9 protein-coding genes are annotated in these 25,758 nt (G+C 63.3%); 6 read left to right on the top strand and 3 right to left on the bottom strand.

What is annotated here, in order from left to right:
* Window positions 1–424 precede the first annotated feature (424 nt).
* A complete protein-coding gene (locus QZ613_RS19025) occupies window positions 425–580 on the bottom strand; it encodes a hypothetical protein (RefSeq protein WP_291983607.1) in 156 nt (51 codons plus the stop codon).
* A gap of 6,325 nt (window positions 581–6,905) precedes the next feature.
* Window positions 6,906–7,406 (bottom strand): MarR family transcriptional regulator, encoded by a 501-nt coding sequence (locus QZ613_RS19020; RefSeq protein WP_291983605.1) that lies wholly within the window; start codon window positions 7,404–7,406, stop codon window positions 6,906–6,908.
* A gap of 1,344 nt (window positions 7,407–8,750) precedes the next feature.
* On the opposite strand from QZ613_RS19020, the gene glgB reads away from it, so the two are divergent.
* The 6 genes from glgB (at window position 8,751) to QZ613_RS18990 (ending at window position 24,707) form a co-directional block, all read left to right on the top strand.
* On the top strand, window positions 8,751–10,679 hold the full coding sequence (glgB, locus tag QZ613_RS19015) for a 1,4-alpha-glucan branching protein GlgB (RefSeq protein ID WP_291983618.1): 1,929 nt from the start codon (window positions 8,751–8,753) through the stop codon (window positions 10,677–10,679).
* A gap of 311 nt (window positions 10,680–10,990) precedes the next feature.
* Window positions 10,991–14,338, top strand: coding sequence for a maltose alpha-D-glucosyltransferase (treS, locus tag QZ613_RS19010; RefSeq protein ID WP_291983603.1), 3,348 nt, complete (start codon window positions 10,991–10,993; stop codon window positions 14,336–14,338).
* 25 nt (window positions 14,339–14,363) lie between these two features.
* Complete coding sequence (locus QZ613_RS19005; RefSeq protein WP_291983600.1) at window positions 14,364–15,587, top strand: glucose-1-phosphate adenylyltransferase; 1,224 nt, start codon at window positions 14,364–14,366, stop codon at window positions 15,585–15,587.
* Window positions 15,588–15,598: 11 nt separating this feature from the next.
* Entirely contained in the window at window positions 15,599–17,731 is a 2,133-nt protein-coding gene (glgX, locus tag QZ613_RS19000; protein WP_043566319.1) for a glycogen debranching protein GlgX, read from the top strand.
* The gene (treZ, locus tag QZ613_RS18995; protein ID WP_291983598.1) at window positions 17,728–19,572 is read left to right on the top strand and encodes a malto-oligosyltrehalose trehalohydrolase; all 1,845 of its coding nucleotides are present in this window, start codon (window positions 17,728–17,730) and stop codon (window positions 19,570–19,572) included. The genes glgX and treZ overlap by 4 nt, the downstream gene beginning before the upstream one ends.
* Window positions 19,569–24,707 (top strand): malto-oligosyltrehalose synthase, encoded by a 5,139-nt coding sequence (locus QZ613_RS18990; RefSeq protein ID WP_291983596.1) that lies wholly within the window; start codon window positions 19,569–19,571, stop codon window positions 24,705–24,707. The genes treZ and QZ613_RS18990 overlap by 4 nt, the downstream gene beginning before the upstream one ends.
* A 72-nt stretch (window positions 24,708–24,779) precedes the next feature.
* On the opposite strand, the gene QZ613_RS18985 is transcribed toward QZ613_RS18990, so the two are convergent.
* Window positions 24,780–25,562: a type 1 glutamine amidotransferase gene (locus QZ613_RS18985; protein ID WP_291866340.1), complete on the bottom strand. Its 783-nt coding sequence runs from the start codon at window positions 25,560–25,562 to the stop codon at window positions 24,780–24,782.
* Window positions 25,563–25,758: the final 196 nt, after the last annotated feature.

Here is a 25,758-nt window from a genome sequence, read left to right as displayed (position 1 = left end):
CAACGCGGCGTCGTCACCGAGCGGCAGTGACCTCGTCAGCTTCGCCTTGTCCGTAAAACGTCGCGTCGTCCCAGCCGAGCCCCTACCATCGCGCCTGGGTGGGCGCATACGTGGCGGTTGAAGGTTTCCCTGCGCACGAGCATTCTCTACGGCCGCGGGTCAAGGTTTCCAGCGTGGCTTTCGACGAAGGACACCGCGCTCCAGTACAGCGGGCGATTCCAGGATCGCAAGTTCCTTCTCAGGGGACTTCGACAACTCGGGTCTTGCTCGTGCCGTCCCGAGGTAAGCAGTACCGTTAAGAAAAGACCGGCCGGTCGAAACGATGGATGCACTTCAAACGCAGGCACCCGCTTGCACTGGTAGAGAAGGTGTGGGTTGCAAAGCCGACGTTGGGTGCAGGCCAAGCGACAACAAAGAGCGACAGCTAACTTGCGTGCTCTTTGCCGTTCTCAGCTTGTGGGTCGAAAGTGGTGCACATCACCGCATGGCTGCCGTCCTGAATGCCGAACACCAGGTAGGCGCGCGGCTTGCCAAGCAAGCAGGCGGAGTTGGCCAGCGCCGACACGTATTCGCCAAGCACTGGGGCTCAAGGCGATTGGCCTTGAACTCCAGCCCACTCGGTCTCGCGTGGTTCCGCGCGCAGCCGGTCCAGCAGGGCGGTTGAGTTCAGCGGTGTTCATGTTGCGGAAGGCTGGCCAGCGTGGCTGCCGCAGGTGCTGCGTGACGAGCCTGGATTTTGGGGGGGGGGGGGTTGGCATCGACCTCAGGACTCCGATCTCACCGGACGATCGACAGACGGCGGCGACTTCGGTCGACGATGCGGTGTTGTTCCGCCAGCTGGCCCGCCTTTTTTTGGTACCCCGTTTCGTGTTCCCTCTCTCCGGTAGGGATTGATGGGCCACCCCCGCGCAGGGAGCCATCCAGCTCCGCACTTCAGATGCAGAATTTCCAACACCCGGCCGCCAAGCGCGCAAAACGTCTTTTGCACCATCGGTAAGGCACGTGTGAAGAAAGAAGTAGTAGACGATCTTTGCGGCTGGCATGTCTAGCAACATTGTCGAATGCGTTTATTTTTCCGGTCGTACTTTCTGAATCAGTATGCCCTCCTTCTGTTTTATGGTAGCACGCGTTCGGGATCTCCATTTCACCCATCACCCATTATAAGAGTCTGGTTGCCACAGCCACCCACCTCCATTGGGCCTACCGGAGGGCCTCAGATAAAAGAATGTCGCCCCAACTCGCAAGCCGGTAGCGTCCACATGTTGGAAAAATTCATTGATCTTGGACCTCCCTAGATGCAAGTCCACCCATCCCCAAGTCACATTGCGTTTCCGTTCACTTTTTGTACACGTAGGACGGCTCTCGTTCAGAGGCAGCCCGTGAACCCGGCGCGCGTTGCTCGCCGAGCGCACGTCCGCGCATCCATGTCTTTCTAGACGTTCCAGGCCAATGCCAGGAGGCTGGTCTTCCGGTATAACAAGGTACGGCAGTTCCATGGCCCCCCGGCTTTGAGGACGGCGCGCCTTGTAGCGTTTGAGGTGAAGCCTTGACGCGATGATGGTTGGCGGATCGCTTCGTCGAGGCCCGGCGAGAAAATGGCATTTTTCGTTTTTCACTGCAGTACGATCTTTCTTGCCTCTCTCTATAGTGGCGCGATCGGAATTGCAATTTTCTTTGCATTGAGCACCGATAAGCTTCTCTCAGTGTAACCGCCAGATGGCTACCTGTCCCGATGAGGCTTATACCGCGCGCCGTTTTTGGATCCCTTCCCCATGTCCCATACTATAGACGTATTCCGGCATGATACGCCCGTACCGTGATTTCAGTTCTTTACAGAATGCCTCCTTGAATCCCTGGTTGTAGCGATCGTGATTTGTAGGTCCGCTAATCGCACATGGCCGTATTGTGGGGCGCGCACGCCCACTTTGTTCTCCCGTGCACCAGCACCAATCTATGTGTCCCGCCCGACTAGGATGTCACTGGGTGCGTGCAATGCTCGCGCATTTTTTTTTCCTTTACCTTTTTCTGCGTTGATGGATAGCGATGCTCCACGGAGCCAACGTACTTGTTCAGGTGGTAGCAGAAAGATACGGTCAGCAGGAGGAGCACATTGTTTTTTTTTTCCACCCGCCGAATGGTCGCAGTTTTCGATAGGTTGGCTGCTTTTGTCCCGTTGAGCCCCCCCGCGGTTAGCCCCTGGCACACCGCACCCTTCCCGCCGATTCTTGCGGCGCCGATTATTTTTTGACCTATGTCGTCGTCTCCACCTCTATCCCTAGGTTATCCCACACACGGCATAAGGTTCCCCCTTTCGCCCACCCGCCGGAACCGGCGCTCTACGCCGCCACACTCTTCCTTCCTGTTTATAGTACGTTCCTTCATAGTCCATCCTTTCGTCATCCAATTCCTATTTCGACAAAAATCTGATGTCCATATTCTCCCAAGCCCCGCACCCGCTGAGTGTGCGCCCCCCCACGGGGTGCGTAGCTGTACTTTTGCGCAGTTCACTGCCTCCTGACTCGTAGACTTAGATTTCTTGTATTTTTTTTCGTGGCATGACACCCGCCACTGTGCTCGGTATCCCAATGCCGTGTTCGGTTACATTTGCCCCCACCAACCAGCGTGCTAGCTAGCGTGATTTCATGCTTTTCTCCCTGTCCTTGTTTTTCCCTGGTTCTCTCCTGCTGCGCACCATCCACCAGCCTAGATTTTTAGTTGGCGGCCGATTTTCGGCCGCCGGGGGTAGTGGCACCAGTTCGTTTATCCTCGTAGTCATGGGTATTTTCGGCACCAGCGATGACGAGGTCGGTAGTGTTACGTCGCTGGCTGGCGCCGACGCACCCTTCTTGTGTCGTCATACGCTGGATTTTCGAGCGTTTTGGCATAGGAATGCAAAGAGCTGGCTTTCGGTCCATAGATGCGGCCCCATTTGGTGCCTGCAGGGTGTCGGCGCCCAGCGACGTTTCACAGTCGGCGGAAAACTCAGTCGTTGCGCGCCCGGGGTCGGGCGGTTGTAGAAGACATTTGAGCGCGGGTAGCTGTCGCGCATGCTCGGTGTGATTGAACGGTTTTCCACAGGTCGAAGCTATGGGACGATGCCCTGCGGCCCCCGCCCTCCGCGGGCGGCCTGTCGGATTACCATCGGCGGCGAGCCAGGAGACCCCTCCTGGTTGGACGATGTCGTACACCAGTTCTTATGGCCTTGAGTGATCAGCAGCAGCTCGCGCAGTGGCGCTTGGCCCGAGCGGATGACCGCACGAGTAGCGCAGCGCGCTTCGGCTGATGCGGCGAGCGGCGCTGCTCGTGGTTGAGCGCCTGCACGATGGGCGTGACAGCTCCTTCAGCTCGACGCCTGCCGGGGCGCTGCGCACACTGGCGCGACTCGGCGCTGTCCCTTTCATTCGCTGAGCCGCGCGTAAGGGACGCGTAACAGGACGTAACGCGACGCTGGACAGCACTCGGGTTTCGACGTTGCCGAGGCTGATGGCCTGCACCACCCCGCGCAGCTCAACTTGGCAACCGATTATTTGGCTCCATCGGCCATAGGCGGATGTTCAGAGTCTTGTCGCGCTCCTCATTCTTCTTCCGACACCAACGCAGTCGAGATCACAGAAGGCGGCCTTGTGTGCGTGTTCGCCGGGTTGTGGTGTGATCCGCCGCGCAGGTCCGTCGTCGCTGACGATGCGCACGCCGCGTTTTTCTCTGTTTATCCCTTCATATGTTCACCCGAGAAAGCTGCGGCTCTTGACGCCCTGCGCATGAAGACGACGTATTTCTGCCACCCGGCTTGCGTCGGTTGCCGGGTGGAGATCATGTCGACGGTATGACGGACGATATTGCGACGGGTTTAGTATGCTGCTTGCGGAGGACGGATCAGGTTTACGGCGTGTAGCCGCGCTGAAGCGGTAGCGCCCCGATCTTCATCTTTGTCGCGACCCCAGTCTGGTGCAGCGCCAAGAAAATCCCTGGTGATGTGTAAGATTTCGACACGATGGCTTCAGAGAGCGGCGGTTGTTCGTCCTTGTCGAAGACCAGCGTCTTGGGCAGCTCGCTGCGCGCGGAAAGAGTCGCGCTGCAAGTTGTCGCGCAGACGTGCGGGCTGAGTTGGGTGCGGACTATGGTCCGGGCGTCATGCACGATGCGTGGTCGAGTTCGGTCGGATAGTACTCCCGATTAGGTAGTCGTGGCGAGCTGAAATTTGAACGTCGCACGGCGCGAAAGGGTAAGCCTTCCCCCCCCCCCCCTGTCCGCGCACTTCGAGCCAAGTGAGTTGAAGGCTTCCACTTTCGTCGCCGGTTCGCATCGGACCCTTCGGGCGGATGCGATAAAAGGTCGTAGTTGAATTTCTCATGTTGGACGCCGTCGCGACCGCCTGCTCGTGGCTTGTTTTTTATCCATCACCCATAGGTTTTTGTTGAAGAAGACACCAAAGGTCTGCTTGTTTGGGCTGTCGCGGTGAGGCGACCAGGTAGGCGGCGAAGTATTCGAGCACCTGCGCCACAAGTTGTAGATCGAGCGTGCGCTTCGTCACAGGTACGATGATGTCGAAGGTCTCGATCCGGGATCCGCCGGGTTTGTAGTGATCGGCTCGGGATGCTTGACCGGGCGTCGATGCCGGCGGTGTGCTCTGCTCGTCGTCGCCTCGGCCAGTTCGCGGCCCTTGAGCATCGAGTACATGCGCTGGATGGTTTGGCGATGCAGAGGACGCGCGCGGTGCTGTCAGGTGGTTGCTGACGAGTGTGCTGGACGATGAACTCCTCGCACGAAACTTGAAAGTGTGTCCGGCGAGACTACTGGTTCAAACCCCTTTTTCGCATGGCGGCCAGAGGTTGCCGCGGTCGACCAGGAACAGCACGCGCGCGCGCCGGCGAATTTGTCAGCCGGTAGATGACAGTGATCCGGTTTTGAAGGTATGCCACTGCGGAAGGCCATCATGGACAGCGCGCGCGGCTTGTTGGCGCGCCCACAGTGACTCCCGTTCCAGTTGTTGATGGCCCCCGGTGATCTGGGCCGGCCCGAGTCCGCTGCGCTGGACGCCGTCGCCCGGTAGCCCACTCGGTGAGCAGCCGGGCATTATGGTCATACGGGCAAGGAAGGTGAGCGGTGCGAACTCGGAGTGCGGGGCAGCTGTTGCCGCGACCGGTGGCCGAAACCGCGTTTGCGGCAGCAGAGCGTGAGCCATTCGCTAGCGTCGCAGGTTTGCTTGTGAATAAGCTGCAAGATCGTGTACCTCGGCCTTGCCTCTCTTTTCACCGACCCCCCACCAGGCGCGTGGCTCGGGCGAGGCCGTTGCTGAAGTGCGTTTTCGGCGCCAGTCGATTTTCGTTATTTGCTGTGAACGCCTGGTGCAGTCCCGGGCACCGCCCGCCATGCGTGGCCACATGGTGCGCGCGCCAGGCCCTGCGCGTTATACGCGCCCGATGGATCTCGACGCCGAGTGAGAGTCGCGCCCCGCTCTTGGTTCGTGATTTGACGCCAGCGGCCTTGCAATCGACTTAAAGCAGGTAGTAGGCAAAGCCGTTACAGGCTTCGAAGCGGGGAAATCGCGCAGCGCGACGCCACGCGGCGCATGAATGTCGGCTGCAGCGGTTCCAGTACATTGCACGCCACAGACCGGGCGGCGCGCAGCAGATGGTCGATTGCTCGCGCGGCGGTTGCTCGGCGGTGCGCATGGCTTCTTACGCAGGGGTCGGGAGCGTGTGTTGTATCGACCATCACGCACACGCGGTGGCAGGGCTCACGTGTGAGCGCCATGGGATGCGGGTGCTCGCGGCTCGTCATGAACATCGCTTCAAACTCCCGGTTGTTTTTCGTTGGCTTTGCGTCGCGCACAGTCAGCGTTTCGAGGTGCCTGAGGGCGATGAAGCAGACCTCTTGTGACACTAGCGATGCCCCCTCGTGGATAGGTTAGCATGGGCGAACACGGGGCGCACGCATGCGGCACTTCGCACCGTTTGTCGTTGCCCGCCGCTAGGATGGCCGGGCTGCGGGCAGCTGGTGGGTGGGCCGACGCGCGGGCGGGCCTTCGATTGCCCCCGGCACGCAAAACAGCTGCTGCCAAATGCTTAGAGCCGGCTTCCGAACATGACCAAGCAAGGCTGCATGCGGGCGAAGTCTGGATCGTTCCGTCAGGCCAATGCCTGGCCGGCCAACGCAGTATGTGAACGGGAAAAACCATTATGGAAGCCACCCGCATTGCTTGTACGCCAGGCGAACGTCCTGGAACGCTGAAAAAAACGGCGTTATTCCAGGAAATATCGACGTTGGTCTGGAGAAGCGGCGCCCGCCCTGGCCGTCAGGCTCGATGCTGCCGCAACAGTGGCTGGCCGCCGCTGGGCGTTCGGACGCGCTCTACAGTGACCGAGTTACATGAACGCCGCGCGCCAAGACGCCGGGCGCAACGCCGTGGCGCTTGAACCTGGTCCGGAATCCTGCGGCAGGAGTCCGGCGAGCGGCGCTACGGGCTTTCGAAGGGCTGACCTACGAGCAGTCGCGGAGCCGCTACCCGACGTGTATCCGCGCTGTGCGATATAGAGCGCGTGCCGGATTCGTGATTCCGTACGGCGGATCGAGAGTCTGCCAGCAACTGTCAGTGCGGGTGCGCGCGGCTGGCCGACGCGCGTCGACGAGCATCGCGGCCAGGATTCGATCGTGTGGCTGACGCACGGCCGGTGTCTGGACATCGTCAACCCGTTGGTGCGTGGCCACTTCAGCTGCGTCAGCCTGCGGATTTCACGAGCCACAACGCCGGGCATCAACTGGGTGGGTGACTGCCATCGGGCGGCGACCGATGGCACAGAAAGCGTGGGGCGTGACCGACCATCTGGCGCGGTCGGGCCTTGACGAGCTACCGTCGCGACCTGGCGACCGCGCAGGCCGCCACGCGGGAAGTCGCCAGGTCGAGTTCATTTCGGCGTCAGGATTTCGGCTGAGATACAGGGCTGCCGGCGACAACTTGACCGAACTATATCAAGTCCCCTCGAGCAGCGACGCCATCCCCTGGCGCAGATTCCCCAGCACCGGCGGCGGCATTTTCCCCAAGCGCCGCGCAGCTGGCCCTGCATCGGGCCGGGAATATCCTTGATCACTTCGGCGCCCTCATCGGTGAGGTGCAGACGGACCACGCGGTTGTCGGTGTCGCGCCGTTCACGGCGCACCAACTGGCGTGCTTCGAGCTTGTCGAGCAGGTTGCTGGCGGTGGAAGGCCTGATATGCAGGGCACTCGCCAGCTGCGAGACACGCAGACCGGGGCGCGCCGAAATCTGCCACAGCGCCCACAGCTGCGAGCCGCTCAGACCGTGCGTGTCGTCGATGTTCTGCATGCCGTTCTGAACCGAGCGCACCAACTGCCAGCAGCTTGCCGAAGGCGTCATCCGCGCCGGCAGCGGGCCCGTCTTGCTGACCATCAGGCAGCTGCTCTCGCGAACTTTCCTGGGCTACCGAACTGTCCTTGTTGAGTAATCTATCAACCCCTCCCTGCGTGCCTGAAACCTATGTCATCACATACTATGTTGGCTCAAAACTGTTGTACAAGCACAAAAATTTTAGGCCAGATGCTTGCCAACCCGGATGTAAAGACAAAACAATAACGATTCAAATTCTTCCTCGGAAAACAGCTCACGCTCAATGGGTCGGCCGGGCGGCATATGCCTCATCCATAGTGCTCGCCTGCTGGCGTATGGCCTTTCGCATAAAATGATCCGCAACTTTCCGCATTCTACATCAGCAGTGGCTGCACACGATGTGAGAGGTGCAGAGGCTTGCGACGCTCGCGGCGCGTCTTCGCTACGCAGTGTTCCGGTTGTGATTCATTTCGGGGGTGCAGGCATCCTGCCCGGCTGGCCGAGGTGGGCGTGTCGGTCTGCTCGATATCCTTGGCACGCCCTGGCACACGGTTCGTTTGTGTGTTCTGGCGTCGTCCGTCGGCTGTCGGGCTCGCAGATTGTCGGTCAGGCCGATTATCGGGTTTTTCCTGCTGCGGAGAACCAGATTCCGTTTTTTTTTGGCGATCGTGATAGCCTAACCGCCCGGCTCGTGGCTTATCAGTTATTGTTGGCCCCCCCCCCCCCCATGGTCCCACGCGAGTTTGAACCCTTTTTCTCCACCTTGCTTTGATAGCTTAAGTGTCCATGAGCATACTACGACTTTTTTTTTGTGCCTAGCAGTGCACTTTTGTTCAGCTCTTTTTTTTCTTGAAACGGCAGCATCCCCCACGACGGTCACCAATATGACACCCGTGGTCTGTCGCTTTGGCACGGCAGTCGACGATTTGGACGGCGTTTGTGCTTTTAACGCACGTTGAGGAGCGTCGATCAGGCACGCTGGCGGTGCATGCGCCCACTTCGGCGGCACCAGTTGTGCGCCGATCCCGATTGCGCGGCCAAGATTCCCCCTCGACGGACCCCGTCGAGATTTTGATTGATCAGGCCCGTCGAAATGCTGGCCGCTGATTCGGGGAGTGGTCACAGCTTGCACGCTATTGTTCGCTCCAAGGTTGTCGCCATTTTTCTTGATATTTCAGTGGACCCCATTCTGCCGCGATACTGCGTTTTCCCCCCCACCGCTTTTTTTTTCTGAGGACGCCCTTCGATGGGTCGCCCGCATCGAAATTCCCTATCCTACGCATTAACCGTCCCATTACCGGCAGGCAAAGATGGCTCAAGCCCGCACTTGCATAATGGCGATGGATGGAGCCACGCAGATCCAGGAGGCCTACGCAATGAACCAGCTTCCGACAATCCGTCGTAGCAATATGCCTGCTCAGCGAACACGACATCTACTCTTCAGCTGAGGGCAGCCACCAAACGCTCTCCGACAGTTTCGGCGCGCACCGGCCACCACAAGGCCACGGCCCCCCCAAGGCACGTTTACCAGTTCCCAGCGTATGGGCGCCCAACGCGGAGAAAGAAAGGATCGGTTGTCACGGCGCCCGCTACAACACTTTAGGGCCCGACAGTCATCGGTTGCATCGTCGCGGCGACCACTCGGGCATCTGGGAGGGCTTCATCGCCGGACCGACGCTGGGCGACAGCTACAAATTCCAGATCACCAGCCGCATGGGGACGCAGGAGAAAGCCGACCCCTTTGCCCGCCAGTCCGAAGAGCCGCCGCGCAGTGCTTCGCGCCTGTGCACGCTCGACTACAGCTGGAGCGACGACGAGTGGATGGCCAAGCGCCGGGCGATCAATGCCCTCGACGCGCCGCTGTCGATCTACGAGGTGCATCTCGGTTCGTGGCGGCGCGTTCCCGAGGACGGCAACCGCTCGCTGAGCTACCGCGAAATGGCTCACCAGCTGGCCGCCTACGTGACCGAGATGGGCTTCACGCACGTCGAACTGATGCCGGTGATGGAGCACCCTTTCTACGGCTCGTGGGGCTACCAAACGACGGGCTATTTCGCGCCCACGGCACGCTACGGAACGCCCGCGGATTTCATGTTCCTGATCGACACCCTGCACCAGGCCGGGATCGGCGTCATCCTCGACTGGGTACCCTCGCACTTTCCCGCCGACGGCCATGGCCTGGCCAACTTCGACGGCACCTGCCTCTACGAACACGAGGACCCGCGGCAGGGTTTCCACCCCGACTGGAAAAGCTCGATCTTCAACCTCGGGCGCAACGAAGTCCGCGGCTTCCTGATGTCCAGCGCGCTGTTCTGGCTCGACAAATACCACGTGGACGGCCTGCGCGTCGACGCCGTGGCCTCGATGCTCTACCTCGACTACGGACGTGCGGACGGTGAGTGGATCCCCAATGAACACGGCGGCCGCGAGAACCTCGAATCGATGAGCTTCCTGCGCAGCCTCAACGAAGCGGTCTATCGCGACCATCCGGACGTGCAGACGATGGCCGAGGAGTCCACCGCCTGGCCGATGGTTTCGCGCCCGACCTATATGGGCGGCCTGGGTTTCGGCATGAAGTGGAACATGGGCTGGATGAACGACACGCTGAAGTATTTCCAGCAACAGCCGCTCTTCCGCAAGTACCAGCACGACAAGCTGACGTTCACGATCTGGTACGCGTTCACGGAAAACTTCGTCCTGCCGCTGTCGCACGACGAGGTGGTGCATGGCAAGGGCTCGCTGGTCGGCAAGATGCCGGGCGACGAGTGGCAGCAGTTCGCCAACCTGCGCCTGCTCTACGGCCTGATGTGGGCGCATCCCGGCAAGAAGCTCCTGTTCATGGGCGGCGAACTCGGCCAGCGGCGCGAGTGGCAGCACGACGAAAGCCTCGAATGGCACGTCCTGCAATACCCGTCGCACCATGGCGTGCAGTCCTGGGTGAAGGACCTCAATCGTGTCTATCGCCAGGAAAAGGCGCTGCACGAACGGGACTTCAGCGGCGACGGCTTCGCCTGGATTGATGCCCAGAACTGGGAGGAAAGCGTCATCAGCTTTCTCCGCTACGGCAAGCACCGCGACGACACCGTGCTGGTGGTCTGCAATTTCACGCCGGTACCGCGCCATGACTACGTTGTCGGCGCGCCGCGCGGCGGGCAGTGGCAGGAAGTGCTGAACAGCGACGCAACGCTCTACGGCGGCAGCGGCATGGGTAATCTTGGCCAGGCGGAAGCCTTGCCGCAAGCCGCACACGGCCATGGGCATTCGCTGTCGCTGACCGTGCCGCCGCTGTCCGTGATGGTTTTCAAGCCGGTCCCCGAAAACCGGGCCAGCTCCTGAGCGATGGCAGGTTCAGCGCGCAAGAGGGAGTACGCCGCCCGGCCAGCGCCGCGGTCGTGCTCCGCCCTTGCATGCGCTCGACAATCCCGTCATGCTTTGCTTCTTCGTGGTGACCAACGCTGACACCGTGCTCACCATCGCCCCCGGCCCTGTAAAACGGTCGGGCCGGCCGGATAGAACAGCCCCTGGCCGTGCCGGCTTACCGCCGGCGCGCCTTGCCAGATGGTCGAAACGCCTGCTGACAACCGCCTTCTCGTGACCACGAGATACGCAACTTTGACGACTTCCCTTGAGTGGAGGAAATGATGCAAATGGCCAACGAGTCGATAGAAAAAGCCGCCGCGGCGGTTGAACTGACCTGGGAAAACGACCCCCTGTGGTACAAGGACGCGATCATTTACGAATTGCACGTCAAGGCCTTCAAGGATAGCGGCGACGACGGCATCGGTGATTTCAAGGGACTGACCGAGAAGCTCGACTACATCCAGGATCTGGGCGTCAACACGCTCTGGCTGCTGCCCTTCTACCCGTCGCCGATGCGCGACGACGGCTACGACATTTCCGACTATCACAACGTCAGCCCGGACTACGGCAACCGCAACGACGCGCGCATTTTCATCCGCGAAGCCCATCGCCGCGGATTGCGGGTGATCACCGAGCTGGTCATCAACCACACCTCCGACCAGCACCCCTGGTTTCAGGCGGCAAGAAGAGCCCCGGCCGGGTCGAAGAAACGCGATTACTACGTGTGGTCCGATACCGACAAGAAGTTTCCGGAAACGCGCATCATCTTCACCGATACCGAGAAGTCGAACTGGGCCTGGGACGACGTCGCCAAGGCCTACTACTGGCACCGCTTCTTCTCGCATCAGCCGGACCTCAACCACAACAATCCGGACGTCGTCAAGGCGGTCATCCGGATCATGCGCTTCTGGCTGGATATGGGCGTCGACGGCCTGCGCCTCGACGCCATCCCCTACCTCTGCGTCCGCGAAGGGACGAACAACGAAAACGTCCCCGAAACGCACGAAGTCATCAAGCAAATTCGCGCGGTCATCGACTCCCGCTACCAGAACCGCATGCTGCTCGCCGAAGCCAACATGTGGCCGGAAGACGTGCGTGAGTACTTTGGCGACGGTGACGAGTGTCACATGGCCTACAACTTCCCGGTGATGCCGCGCATCTTCATGGCCGTCGCCCAGGAAGAACGGCATCCGATCATCGAGATCATGAACCAGACGCCGGAAATCCCCGCCAACTGCCAATGGGCGATCTTCCTGCGCAACCACGACGAACTGACGCTGGAAATGGTCACCGAGAGCGAACGCGCCTTCATGTACAAGGCCTATGCGTCCGACCCGAGGATGCGCGTCAACGTCGGCATTCGCCGCCGCCTGGCACCGCTGATGGACAACAACCGCCACAAGATCGAGCTGGTGAAGTTCCTCATCCTCACCCTGCCAGGATCGCCGGTCCTCTACTACGGCGACGAGATCGGCATGGGCGACAACATCTATCTCGGCGACCGCAACGGCGTGCGCACGCCGATGCAGTGGAGCCCGGACCGCAACGCCGGCTTCTCGCGGGCCGACCCGCAGCGACTCTACCTGCCGCCGAACATGGACCCGATCTACGGTTACGAGGCGATCAACGTCGAAGCGCAGGCGCGCAATCCGTCGTCGCTGCTGCACTGGACCAAGCGCCTGATCGCGGTACGCAAGAACTACAAGGCTTTCGGCCGCGGCAGCATCGCCTTCCTCGAACCGGGGAACCGCAAGATCCTCGCCTACGTGCGCGAGTACGAGGACGAAACGCTGCTCTGCGTCGTCAATCTGTCGCGCAACGCGCAACCGGTCGAACTCGACCTGGCGCCCTTCAAGGGCCGCGTGCCGGTCGAGCTGCTCGGCCGCTCGGCGTTCCCGCCGATCGGCGACCTGCCCTACCTGCTGACCCTGGCCGGCCACGGCACGTACTGCTTCCGCCTGACCACCGACGCCGAAGTGCCGTACTGGCACGAAGAACGTCTGCCGCGCGCAGAACTGCCTGTGCTGGTGCTCACCGAGGGTTGGCTGACCTTCTCGGGCGGCAAGACCACGGCCACCACCGTGCGCCGGGCGATCGCCGCAACCACCCGCAACCAGCTGCAGCACAAGGTGCTGGCACCCTACCTGGTGACCAAGCGCTGGTTTGCCGGCAAGGGCCACGCCATCGAGAGCATCAATATTGTCGAGCAGGCGCCGTGGGATACCGACAAGGGAAGCTGGCTGTTGACCATCATCGAGGTGCACTGCGCCGGTATCGAGCCGCAGGTCTACTTCCTGCCGCTGGCCATCTGCTGGGACGACCAGACCAGCGAAGAACAGCGCGCCCTGCTCGGCTCGTGGGCGCTCGCCAGAGTGCGCCAGCAAGACCGCACCGGCCTGCTTTACGGCGCCTTCGGCGCCGACGACTTCTGCCGCGACCTGGCCGAAGGTATCGGCAGGAACGTGGCCATCCCCTTTGCCCGCGGTCGTCTCGAGTTCCACGCCTCGCCGGCGTTTGCCAAGCTGGCCGCCGGCCTCGACGCGCCGGTACGGCACCCCTCGCTGGAACAGAGCAATACCGCGGTGTACTTCGGCGACAAGCTGTTCCTCAAGGGCTATCGTCGCCTGCAAACGGGGACCAACCCGGAGGTCGAAGTCGGTCGCTTCCTGACCGATACCTCGCCCTACGAGCACATTGCTCCGGTCGCCGGCTCGGTCGAAATCCGCCGTGCCGACGGCCAGACGATGACGCTGGCACTGTTGCAGGGCTACACCAAGAACCAGGGTGACAGCTGGAACTTCACGCTCGACTATCTTGAACGCTACCTCACCGAAGTCGCGGTGACGACCGACGAGCTCGACGGCAACCCGCACGACTTCTTCCTGGCCCTGATCGAGGTGCTCGGCCGCCGTACCGGCGAGTTGCACCAGGCTTTCGGTCGTTCGACCGGCGACGCGGCCTTCGAACGCGAGCCAATCAGCGAGCAGGACATGAGCGGCTGGTCAAACGCCTTGAAGGCCGAAGCAGTGGCCACGCTCGACGAACTCGAACGGCGCAGAGAGGACTTCTCCGAAGAGGTGCGCGACGGCTGCGACCGCCTGTCGGCGTTGCGGCCGGTGCTCCTGGAGCGCATTTCGCCGCAGGCACTGGCCGGCATTTCGGCCGCCAAGATGCGCTATCACGGCGACTATCACCTCGGCCAGGTGCTGCGCGTCGACAATGATTTCGTGATCATCGACTTCGAGGGCGAACCCGCACGTTCGATGGACGAGCGTCGCCAGAAGCATTCGCCCCTACGCGACGTCGCCGGCATGCTGCGCTCGTTCAGCTACGCGGCGGCGGTGGCCACCAACCGCCTGACCAACGAAGACCCGGTCGACCGCCATCGGGCCGGACCGCTGGTCGAGAGCTGGGAAGAGCAGGTCAGAGACGCCTTCATGAGCGGCTATCGCGACGCCGTCAAGGGTTGCCCGGCGTGGCCCGAGGAAGCGGGCGCTGCGGAACGACTGATCGAGTTCTTCGTCATCGAGAAGGCGCTCTACGAGTTGCGCTACGAGATGGGTAACCGGCCCGACTGGGTTGCCGTCCCCCTCTTCAGCCTGCTCAGGAACCTCGAAGAGCAAGAACCGAGCTAATTGCTACCCGTAAAGGAGAAACACCATGAAAGTACTCGCGATGGTCCTGGCCGGCGGCCAGGGTTCCCGGCTGCACCCTCTGACCGCAGAACGTTCCAAGCCGGCGGTGCCCTTTGGCGGCCGCTACCGGATTGCCGACTTCGTGCTCAGCAACATGGTGAACTCCGAGATCCGCGGCATCTACATGATGGTTCAGTACAAGTCACAGTCGCTGATCGAGCACGTCGCCAAGGCCTGGGGCAATTCGAACGCCTACACCGGCCAGTTCGTCACCGTCGTGCCCCCGCAGATGCGCGAGGGTCCGGAGTGGTTCCAGGGCACCTCCGACGCCGTCTTCCAGAACATCAACCTGATCGAGCGCCACTCGCCGGACCTGGTCGCCGTGTTCGGCGCCGATCACATCTACCGCATGGACGTGCGCCAGATGATCGACTTTCACCGGCGCAATTCTGCGCACGTTTCGGTGGCCGCGATTCCGGTGCCGCTGGCCGAAGCCTCATCCTTCGGCATCATCGACGCTGACAAGCGACAGCGCATCCGCGGCTTCCTTGAAAAACCGGCCAATCCACCGGCAATGCTCAGCGACCCGACGCGCGCCTACGGCTCGATGGGCAACTACCTGTTCAACACCGAAGTCCTGCTCAAGGCGCTGCGCGAGGCCAACGAACTCGGCGAACACGATTTCGGCCACCACATCCTGCCGCGTCTGATCAAGACGCATCAGGTCCTGGCCTACAACTTCGCCGACAACCACGTCCCCGGCGTCGCCGATTACGAGGAGCAGTCGTACTGGCGCGACGTCGGCAATATCGACGCCTACTACGCCGCGCACTACGACGTCCTCGGCGCGCAACCGCGTTTCAACCTTTTCAACCCGCAGTGGTTCATAAACTCGAGCGCTTACCAGGGCCCGTCGCCGCGCATCCTCTCCGGCGACATCAAGGACAGCACCATCGCCGCCGGCTCGCTGGTCAAGGACGCGCGCATCCGCAACTCGATGCTGCGTCGCGAAGTCGTCGTCGAAGAAGACGTCGAAATCGACGACTGCCTGATCATGGACTACACCGTCATCCGCCGCGGCTCGCGCCTGAAACGAGTGATCGTCGACCGCTACAACGTCATCGAGCCCAACTCGCGCATCGGCTTCGACGCCGCCGCCGACCGCGCCCGCTATACCGTCAGCGAAGGCGGCGTGGTCGTCCTCGCCAAAGGCCACGATGTCCCCGACGTGACCCGTTACCAGATTTAGGAGAGCTAACCATGAACCTTCCCGTTACCGCCGTCTGGCCCGGAGCACCTACGCCACGTGGCGCTACCTGGGACGGCGAGGGCGTCAACTTCGCCCTCTTTTCGGAACACGCGGAACGCGTCGAGCTGTGTCTCTTCGATCCCAGCGGGCGCCGCGAGGTGCAGCGCATCGAATTGCGTGAGCAGACCAATCTGGTCTGGCACTGCTACCTGCCCGAGGCGCGCCCCGGCCTGCTCTACGGCTACCGGGTCCACGGCCCGTACGACCCCGCCAACGGCCACCGCTTCAACGGCAACAAGCTGCTCATCGAACCCTACGCCAAGGATATCGTCGGCCAGGTGCGCTGGAGCGATGCCCATTTCAGTTACAAGATCGGTCACCGCACCCAGGATCTTTCCTTCGACCGGCGCGACAACCACGCCGGCATGCCCAAGTGCCGGGTCATCGACCCGGCCTTCACCTGGGGCGACGACAAGGCACCGAACATTCCCTGGGCGGACATGGTGATCTACGAAACGCACGTGCGCGGCTTCACGATGAAGCATCCGGAAGTGCCACCGGCCTTGCGCGGCACCTACGCCGGCCTGGCCACGGCGCCGGTCATCGACCACCTCAAACGTCTCGGCGTCACTTCGATCGAGTTGATGCCGGTGCACGCGTTCATCAACGACCGCCACCTGATCGAACGCGGCCTCACCAACTACTGGGGCTACAACTCGATCGGCTTTTTCGCGCCCGACCACCGCTACAGTTCCAGTGGCGTCGTCAGCGAGTTCAAGACGATGGTCAAGACCTTTCACTCGCACGGCATGGAAGTCATTCTCGACGTGGTCTACAACCACACCGCCGAAGGCAACCAGCTCGGCCCGACGCTCTCGTTCCGCGGCGTCGACAACGCCTCTTACTACCGACTGGTCGGCGACAACAAGCGCTACTACATGGACTACACCGGCTGCGGCAACACCCTCGACCTGCAGCAGCCACGCATGCTGCAGCTGATCATGGACTCGTTGCGCTACTGGGTACTGGAAATGCACGTCGACGGCTTTCGTTTCGACCTCGCTTCGGCACTGGCCCGTGAGCTGCACGCCGTCGACAAGCTCGGCGCCTTCTTCGACATCCTGCTGCAGGATCCGGTGCTGTCGCAGGTCAAGCTGATCGCCGAACCGTGGGACCTTGGCGAAGGCGGTTACCAGGTGGGCAACTTCCCGGCCGGCTGGGGCGAGTGGAACGACCACTACCGCGACACCATGCGCGCGCACTGGAAGGGCGAAAGCGGCCTGATCGGCGATTTCGCCAGCCGCCTGACCGGCTCCAGCGACTTCTACCAGCACAGCGGTCGCAAGCCCTACGCCAGCGTGAACTTCATCACCGCTCACGACGGCTTCACGCTGCACGATCTGGTCAGCTACAACGGCAAGCACAACGACGCCAACTGCGAGGACAACCGCGACGGCACCGACAACAACAACTCCTGGAACTGCGGCGCCGAAGGCCCGACCGACGACGCCGGGATCAACGCCCTGCGCGCGCGCCAGAAGCGCAATATGCTGGCGACGCTGTTCTTCTCGCAGGGTGTGCCGATGCTGCTTGCCGGCGACGAAATGGGGCGTACCCAGGGCGGCAACAACAACGCCTACTGCCAGGACAACGAAACCAGTTGGGTCAACTGGGAGCTATCGGACGCCGACCGCGACTTCCTGGCCTTCGTACAACGCGTCATCGCCCTGCGCCGCGAACATCCGGTTTTCCGCCGCCGCAACTTTTTCCACGGCAGCGCCCCCGAGGGTTCGCTGATCAAGGACATCCACTGGCTGAAACCCGACGGCAACGAGATGAACGACCACGAGTGGGCGCACAGCTATGCGCAATGCCTGGGCGTGTATCTCAGCGGCGAAGCGATGCTGGAGCGCGACCGACGCGGCCGCCCGGTCCATGACGACAACTTTGTGCTGCTCTTCAACAGCCATCACGAGAACATCGACTTTCGCCTGCCGGTATTGCCCAAGGCCTGCGAATGGCAGAGCGTCCTGGATACCCATGTCGCCAATGGCCTGCAGCCCGACGGCGTCTTCCAGGGCGGCGACGCCTACCCCCTCGAGAGCCGCTCGCTGGCTCTCCTGATGCAAAGGAAGCAATCATGAAGCGCCAGCACAGCATGCCCTTCGGCGCCGAGCTGCTCGACGGGGGCGGCGTCCGCTTTCGCCTCTGGGCGCCCGGCGTAGACGCCGTCAGCCTGCAACTCGTACAAGCCGACGGCGCCGCCGAGCTGCCGATGACCGCTGTTGCGGGCGGCTGGTTCGACCTCACCGTCGCCGAAGCACAAGCCGGCAACCGCTACCTGTTCAAGCTGCCTGACGGCCTGCTGGTACCCGACCCGGCTTCGCGCTACAACCCGGAAGACGTGCATGGCGCCTCCGAGATTGTCGCTCCAGCCGCCTTCGACTGGCCCGACGGCGAATGGCGCGGTCGGCCGTGGGAGGAAGCCGTCATCTACGAGCTGCACATCGGCAGCTTCACCAAGGCCGGCGACTTCGCCGGCGCCATCGAGCGCCTCGACTATCTCGTCGAACTCGGCGTCACCGCGCTCGAAATCATGCCGGTCTCCGATTTTCCGGGGCAGCGCAACTGGGGCTACGACGGCGTACTGCCGTTCGCACCCGATGCCGCGTACGGTCGCCCGGAAGACTTCAAGCGCCTGATCGCGGCCGCGCACGAACGCGGCCTGATGGTCCTGCTCGACGTGGTTTACAACCACTTCGGTCCGGAAGGCAACTATCTGCACGCCTACGCGCCGGACTTCTTCAACCCGCGCCACGAAACCCCCTGGGGTGCGGCAATCAACTTCGACGGCGAGGGCAGCCGTGCGGTACGCGACTTCTTCGTGCACAACGTCCTCTACTGGCTGGAGGAGTTTCATCTCGACGGCCTGCGCCTCGACGCCATCCACGCCATCTGCGACGACAGCTCGCCGGACATCATCGAGGAACTCGCCGCCGCCTTCAAGGCGGTGCCGGGACGCGCACGGCACGTGCACATGGTGCTCGAAAACGAGCGCAATCAGGCGCGCTACCTCGCCCGCGACGAGTCCGGCCGCCTGGTGCATGGCACCGCACAGTGGAACGACGACATCCACCACTGCTTTCACGTCGTGGCCACGGGCGAAACCGACGGCTACTACACCGATTACGCGGCCGAGCCGGTGCGCCTTCTCGGTCGCTGCCTGAGCGAAGGCTTCGCCTATCAGGGCGAAGCCTCGACCTTCGCACACGGCGAACTGCGCGGTGAAGCGAGTGCCCACCTGCCGCCGGCGGCGTTCATCAATTTTCTCCAGAACCACGACCAGATCGGCAACCGCGCCTTCGGCGAGCGTCTCGCTCACCTCGCTTCGCCGCTGGCCATGGAGGCCGTCACCAGCGTCCTGCTGCTCGCGCCACAGCCGCCGCTGCTGTTCATGGGCGAGGAGTTTGCGACCGCGCAGCCGTTCCAGTTCTTCTGCGACTTCGGCCCCGAACTGGCGCGCCTGGTTACCGAGGGCCGCCGCCGCGAGTTCGGGCGCTTTGCCCGTTTTGCCGATCCGGCGGTGCGCGCCAGCATTCCCGATCCGAACGCGCTGGCGACCTTCGAAGCCGGCGTTCTCGACTGGAGTGCGATCGACCGTGCGCCCCACCGTGCCACCCTGGAACTGCACCGGCAGCTGCTCTCGCTACGCCACCAGTGGCTCGTGCCACGCCTGGCCGGCATGGGTAACGGTGACCCGCAGCTGAAGCTCGTCTCGCCACGCACCTTGTCGATCAACTGGACCCTCGGCGACCGCAGTCTGCTGACCCTGCTCGCCAATCTCGGCGACGAGCCGCTCGCGGTCACCCCGCCGGGCGGACAGCTGCTCTTCGCGACCGCCAATCTCGACGCCGACGCGCTGGCCAGCGGCCAGCTGCCGGCGTGGTCGGTGGCCTGGCATCTGCACCTCGGAGACCGTCCATGAGCGCTGCCAACGAGAACGGCCGCGACGCGCTGGCCCAACTCGCCGCGCACTGCGGCATCAGCGCCGGCTATGACGACGTCTGGGGCAAGACGCACGCCACCTCGGAGAAAACCTTGCGCGCCCTGCTGGCAGCAATGCATTTCCCCGCGGATGGCGACCCGGCGGCACTGCTGCAGGGCTTGCAGGACGACGAATGGCGGCGGCCACTGCCGCCGGTCAAGGTGATCACGCTTGGCGAAACGCCAACGCTGGCGGTCTCGCTGCCGGTCGCCCGTGGCAGCCAGCCGCACCGCTGGATCCTGAGCGCAGAAAACGGCGCCACGAGCAGCGGCGAGTTCGAACCCGCCAAGCTGCCCAGACTCGCCGAGCAGCGGCTTGACGGGGTTGATTTCCTGCGCGGCGAACTTCTTCTGCCGCCGCCGAGCGAAGCCGGCTACTACCGCCTGGAAGTGGAACAACCCGGCAGCGGTGGCCTGGCACAGGTGGCGACGACCCTGGTCGTCGCGCCGCCAAGCTGTTTCCTTCCCGACGCCGTGCAGCGCGACGGCCGTGTCTGGGGTCCGACGGTGCAGCTCTATGGCCTGCGCTCGCGGCGCAACTGGGGCATCGGTGACTTTGGCGACCTGCGCACGCTGATCGATCTGTCGGCGGACGCCGGCGGCGGCATCATCGGCGTCAATCCCCTGCACGCGCTGTTCCCGGACGACCCGACGCGAATCAGCCCCTACAGCCCGTCCAGCCGCTGCTTCGTCAACGTGCTGTACATCGACGTCGAAGCCGTTCCCGAGTTCGCCGAGTGCGAGGCGGCGCGCAACCTGGTTGCCTCCGAGCGTTTCCAGGGCCGGCTGCGCCGCCTGCGCGTCGCCGACGAAGTCGACTACGAGGAGGTCTCGGCCGCCAAGCGCGAGGTCCTGGCCGCACTTTACCGCCACTTCCGCGACCAGCATCTGGCCAACGACTCCGCCCGGGCGCGTGCTTTCCGCCTGTTCCGCGCGGAAAGCGGGCAGACGCTTGAACTGCACGCCCGATTCGAGGCCCTGCAAGCGCACTTCCAGAGTGACAACCCCGACGTCTGGGGCTGGCCCGCGTGGCCCGAGGAATACCGCGACCCACAGGCTCCGGCAGTGGCCGCCTTCGCCGATGAGCACAGCGAAGCCGTCGAATACTCGGCATGGCTGCAGTGGCTCGCCGACGAACAGCTCACCGCGCTCGGCCAGCAATCTTTGCGCCGCGGCGTCGGCGTCGGCCTCTATCAGGATCTGGCGGTTGGCGTCAATCCCGGCGGCTCGGAGGCCTGGGCATGGCAAGGCGCTTTTGCCGGCGCCGCTTACGTGGGCGCACCACCCGACGAGTTCAACCCGGTCGGCCAGAACTGGGGGCTGCCGCCGCTGGTGCCGCACCGCCTGCGTGAAGCCGCCTACGCACCCTTCATCGCCATGCTGCGCGCCAACATGCGCCACTGCGGCGCGCTGCGCATCGACCATGTCATGGGCCTGGCGCGACTGTTCTGGGTTCCCGTTGACCAACCGGCAACCGAGGGCGCCTACGTCAGCTATGCGCTCGAGGACTTGCTGGCCATCGTCGCGCTGGAAAGCCAGCGCAATCGCTGCATGGTCATCGGTGAAGACCTGGGCACCGTCCCGGACGGCTTCAGGCCGCGCCTGGCGGCGGCTGGCGTGCTCTCCTACCGACCCTTCCTTTTCGAACGCAGCGCGGACGGCAACTTCAAGCCACCGGCCGAGTATCCGCGTCAGGCACTGGTCGCCGTCAGCACACACGATCTACCGACCCTGCAGGGCTTCTGGAAGGGCCACGACATCGACACCCGCGCGGCGCTGCAGCTTTTCCCCGAGGAAGCGCAGTTCGACCACATGGTCGTCGACCGCGCCCAGGATCGCGCCCGTTTCCTGATGGCGCTGAAGCACGCCGAACTGCTGCCCGAGGGGGCCAGCGTGCACCCCTTCTCGATCCCCGAGATCACACAGCCGCTGGTGGTCGCCATCCACGCCTTTCTGGCGAGAACGCCCGCGCAACTGCTGGTCGTCCAGCCCGAGGATATTCTCGGCGTCGTCGAGCAGGCCAATCTTCCCGGCAGCCGCGATGACCAGCATCCCAACTGGCGGCGCCGGCTGCCGCTGCATCTTGAAGACTGGCCGGAAGACGGTCGCTTCAACGCCGTTGGTGAAGTGCTGATCAACGAGCGTGGCACCGCGGTCGTGCCGCCGAGCGAAATGCTGGCGCCGACACGGGTGGCGGTCATCCCGCGCGCGACTTACCGCATGCAGTTCAACCGCGACTTCACCTTTGCCCAGGCCGGCGCGCTGGCGTCTTACCTGGCGGCGCTGGGGGTCAGCCACTGCTACGCCTCGCCGTACCTGCGGGCGCGCCCGGGCAGCACCCACGGTTACGACATCGTCGGCCATTCCGAGCTCAACCCGGAAATCGGTACGCCACAGGAATTCGAGGACTTCGCCACCGCGCTCAAGGAGAACGGACTGTCGCAGGTCATCGACGTGGTCCCCAACCACATGGGGATCATGGGGTCGGACAATGCCTGGTGGCTGGACGTCCTGGAGAACGGTCCGGCGTCAGCCTGGGGGGCGTTCTTCGACATCGACTGGGATCCTCTCAACCGCGACCTCAAGGGCAAGGTGCTGCTGCCACTGCTTGGCGCGCACTACGGGCAGGTGCTCAACGCCGGCGAACTGCGCCTGGACTACGACGCCGAGCGCGGTGAGTTCAGCATCTTCTACTACCAGCACCGGCTGCCGGTGGACCCGGCGAGCTACCCGCGCATCATCGGCCATCGCCGCGAGCGACTGGCTGCAGCCCTCGGCGAGGGGCACGAACGCTACGGCGAACTGGAAACCCTGCTCACGGCGTTTGGCCACCTGCCGGCGCGGAGCAATTCCAAGCCAGTGAAGATGGCCGAGCGGCAACGCGACAAGGAGGTGCATAAACGCCACCTGGCGGCGTTCACCGCGGAGCACGCCGACATTGCCCACCATATCGCCGACAACCTCGCCGAGTTCAACGGCCGCCCCGGGCACCCGGCCAGCTTCGACCTGCTGCACGAGCTGATCCAGGTGCAGGGATACCGCCTCGCCTACTGGCGCGTCGCCTGCGACGAGATCAACTATCGACGCTTCTTCGATATCAACGACCTCGCCGCGCTGCGCATGGAAGACCCGGCGGTGTTCGATGCCACCCATCATCTGATTCTCGACCTGGTCGCCCAGGGCAAGGTCGAGGGACTGCGCATCGACCATCCGGACGGAATGTTCGACCCCGGTGAGTATTTCCGCCACCTGCAACAGGCGGCTGGCGGCAGACTGCCGGCGCCGGGAGGGCCGCTGTCGATCTATCTGGTCATCGAGAAGATCCTCGCCGAGCACGAGCGTCTGCCGGACGACTGGCCGATTCACGGCGCCACCGGCTATCGCTTCGCCAACCTGGTCAACAATCTCTTCGTCGACACCGCCTCCGAGCGGCGCATGACGCGCATCTACCGCGATTTCACGGGCGTCGACAGCGACTTCGAGGAACTCGCCTACGACGCCAAGAAGTTGATCATGTACACCGCGCTGGCGAGCGAGTTCAGCGTCCTTGCCAACCGCCTGGCGCGTATCGCCAACGCCAGCCGCGACACCTGCGACTTCACCCTCAATGGCCTGCGCGAGGCGCTCATCGAAGTGGTCGCCTGTTTCCCCGTCTATCGCAGCTACGTTGCCCATGGCGAGCTGTCGGCCGACGATCGCCGCCACATCGCGTGGGCCGTGGCGGTGGCCAAGAAGCGCAGCCCGCTGCTCGATACCGGCATCTACGATTTCATCGAGGGGGTGCTGACCACCGATCTCGCCCGCGGCTGCAGCGCCTCGTACCGCGAGCCGCTGGAGGCCTTCGCCATGAAGTTCCAGCAGGTGTCGTCACCGGTGATGGCCAAGGGCGTCGAGGACACGGCGTTCTACCGCTACCATCGGCTGACGTCGCTCAACGACGTCGGCGGCGAACCGCGCCGCTTCGGGGTATCGGTGGCCGCCTTCCATGCCGCCACACGTGCCCGTGCCGTCCGCTGGCCGCACAACATGCTTGCCACCTCGACGCACGATAGCAAGCGTTCCGAGGACGCGCGCGCAAGGATCAACGTTCTCTCCGAGATTCCGGCCGCCTGGAAGCTGATGCTCAAACGCTGGCGCCGCCTGAATCGAGGCCGCAAGCGCCTGGTCGACGGCGGCGAGGCCCCGTCGCGCAACGACGAGTACCTGCTCTACCAGACGCTGATCGGCACCTGGCCGCTGCTGTCACCGAACGACGACGAACTCGCCGACTACCGGACGCGCATCGCCGCTTACATGACCAAGGCCTTGCGCGAGGGCAAGGAGCACAGCAGCTGGGTGCAGGTCAACGACGACTACGAAGCGGCGGTCAGCGACTTCGTGCACGCGCTTCTGGCACCTGGCGAGAAGAACCTCTTCCTGGCCGACTTCGTGCCCATGGTGCATACCATCGCCCACCACGGCCTGATCAACGCGCTGGCCCAGGCGCTGATCAAGGTCACCTCACCGGGCGTGCCGGACATCTACCAGGGCTGCGAGCTATGGCAGTTCAACCTGGTCGACCCGGACAACCGCCGCCCGGTCGACTTCGTGCTGCGCGGCGAGTTGCTGGCCGAGGTGCAAGCGCTGGTCGACGCGCCGCCCGAGCAATGGTGCGAACGCCTGCAGCCGCTGGTCAGCGACATGAGCGACGGACGCATCAAGCTGTACACGCTGTGGCAGAGTCTGGCACTGCGCGCGCGCTGGCCGAAGGTTTTCGAGCAGGGCGACTACCTGCCTCTGAAAGTGACCGGCGAGCACGCCGCGCACGTCTGTGCCTACGCACGCCGTCACGGCGAGCACGCCATGGTCGTCGTCGTGCCGCTGCTGTCGGTGCGCCTGCTCGGCGACAAGCAGCTGCTGCCACTGGGCAACGAGGTCTGGGCCGATACGCTGCTCGAACTGCCCGACGGGCTGGCCTCCGCGGGCTGGAACAACGTGCTCAGCGGCGAAAGCCATTCGCCAGGCGCGCAGCTGGCCATCGGCGACATCCTGGCCAGCTTCCCGGTCGCGCTGCTGGCTTCGCCAGGCGAACCCTGAGCAGGCGGCGGGCGGTGGCAAGATGGCGCCTTGCCACCGCACCCGCCGTTCAGCCGCCGCCGGTCGCGCGCTTCACCAGCGACGGCCGCGTGCGGCGTTGAGAAACTCCTCGAGGATCGGCGAACTATCGAGCAGGTCCGGGCTTCCCGGCGGATGAAACTCGGGATGCCATTGCAGACCCAGGACGTAGGGTTTGCCTTGCAGGCGTACGGCTTCGACGATGCCGTCGCTCTCGCCGCGCGCCTCGACCTTCAAGCCGCGCCCGAGCGTCTTGATCGACTGGTGATGGATAGAGATCACGTTGCCGCCGCTGCTGCCAGGATAGAGCTTGGCCAGACCGGAATCCTTGTCCCAGGCAATGGCGTGGCTGTGACGATCGTAATCGTCATGAACGTGCGTTCCGGCGCCGTCGATCTGCGTCGCAATGTCCTGGTAGAGCGTTCCGCCAAGGGCCACGTTGATCACCTGGGCGCCGCGACAAATGCCGAGAACCGCTTTGCCGGCCTCGATAAATTCGTGCAGCAGCTCCATTTCGTAGGCGTCGCGGACCATATCTCCCGCCCAATCGGGATGCATTGGCTCCTCGCCGTAACTTTGTGGATTGACGTCGGCGCCGCCCTGGAGCAGCAGGCCGTCGAGGTATTCCGGATAGTCCGAGAGGCGGATACTGCTGCGATTGACGAGGCCGTCACCGCTCACCGCCGGGATCATGAACACCATTACGTCGCGCGACATCGCCCAGTGCGCGACCGATTGTTCCAGATAGTGCAGCGACTTCGACAGCAGCGCGGTCGCGCCGGCCTGGGGATGGTAGATGCGCGCGGAAAGGCCAATACGTAATGGGCGCCAGCTCATGGGACCTCCTGATTGAAGTGTCAAACTGCCACGCTCTGAGCCTAGCATACCGAGACTCGATGTCGAGCAGCAAGGCGAGGCGGACAGCCACAGACAGGCACTCCGCCTGGCCCTGCGTGCGGCTCCCCGGTCTGCTCGCACTGGCCAGCACAGGTGTTAGACTGCGCAGCTTGGGTAGCGCGTGGCGCGTACCCAC

The organism is Candidatus Accumulibacter sp. ACC005 (assembly GCF_907163215.1).
GTDB lineage: Bacteria > Pseudomonadota > Gammaproteobacteria > Burkholderiales > Rhodocyclaceae > Accumulibacter > Accumulibacter regalis.
Note: the sequence above shows the minus strand (reverse complement) of the source record. Positions and strands in the feature narration are given on the sequence as shown.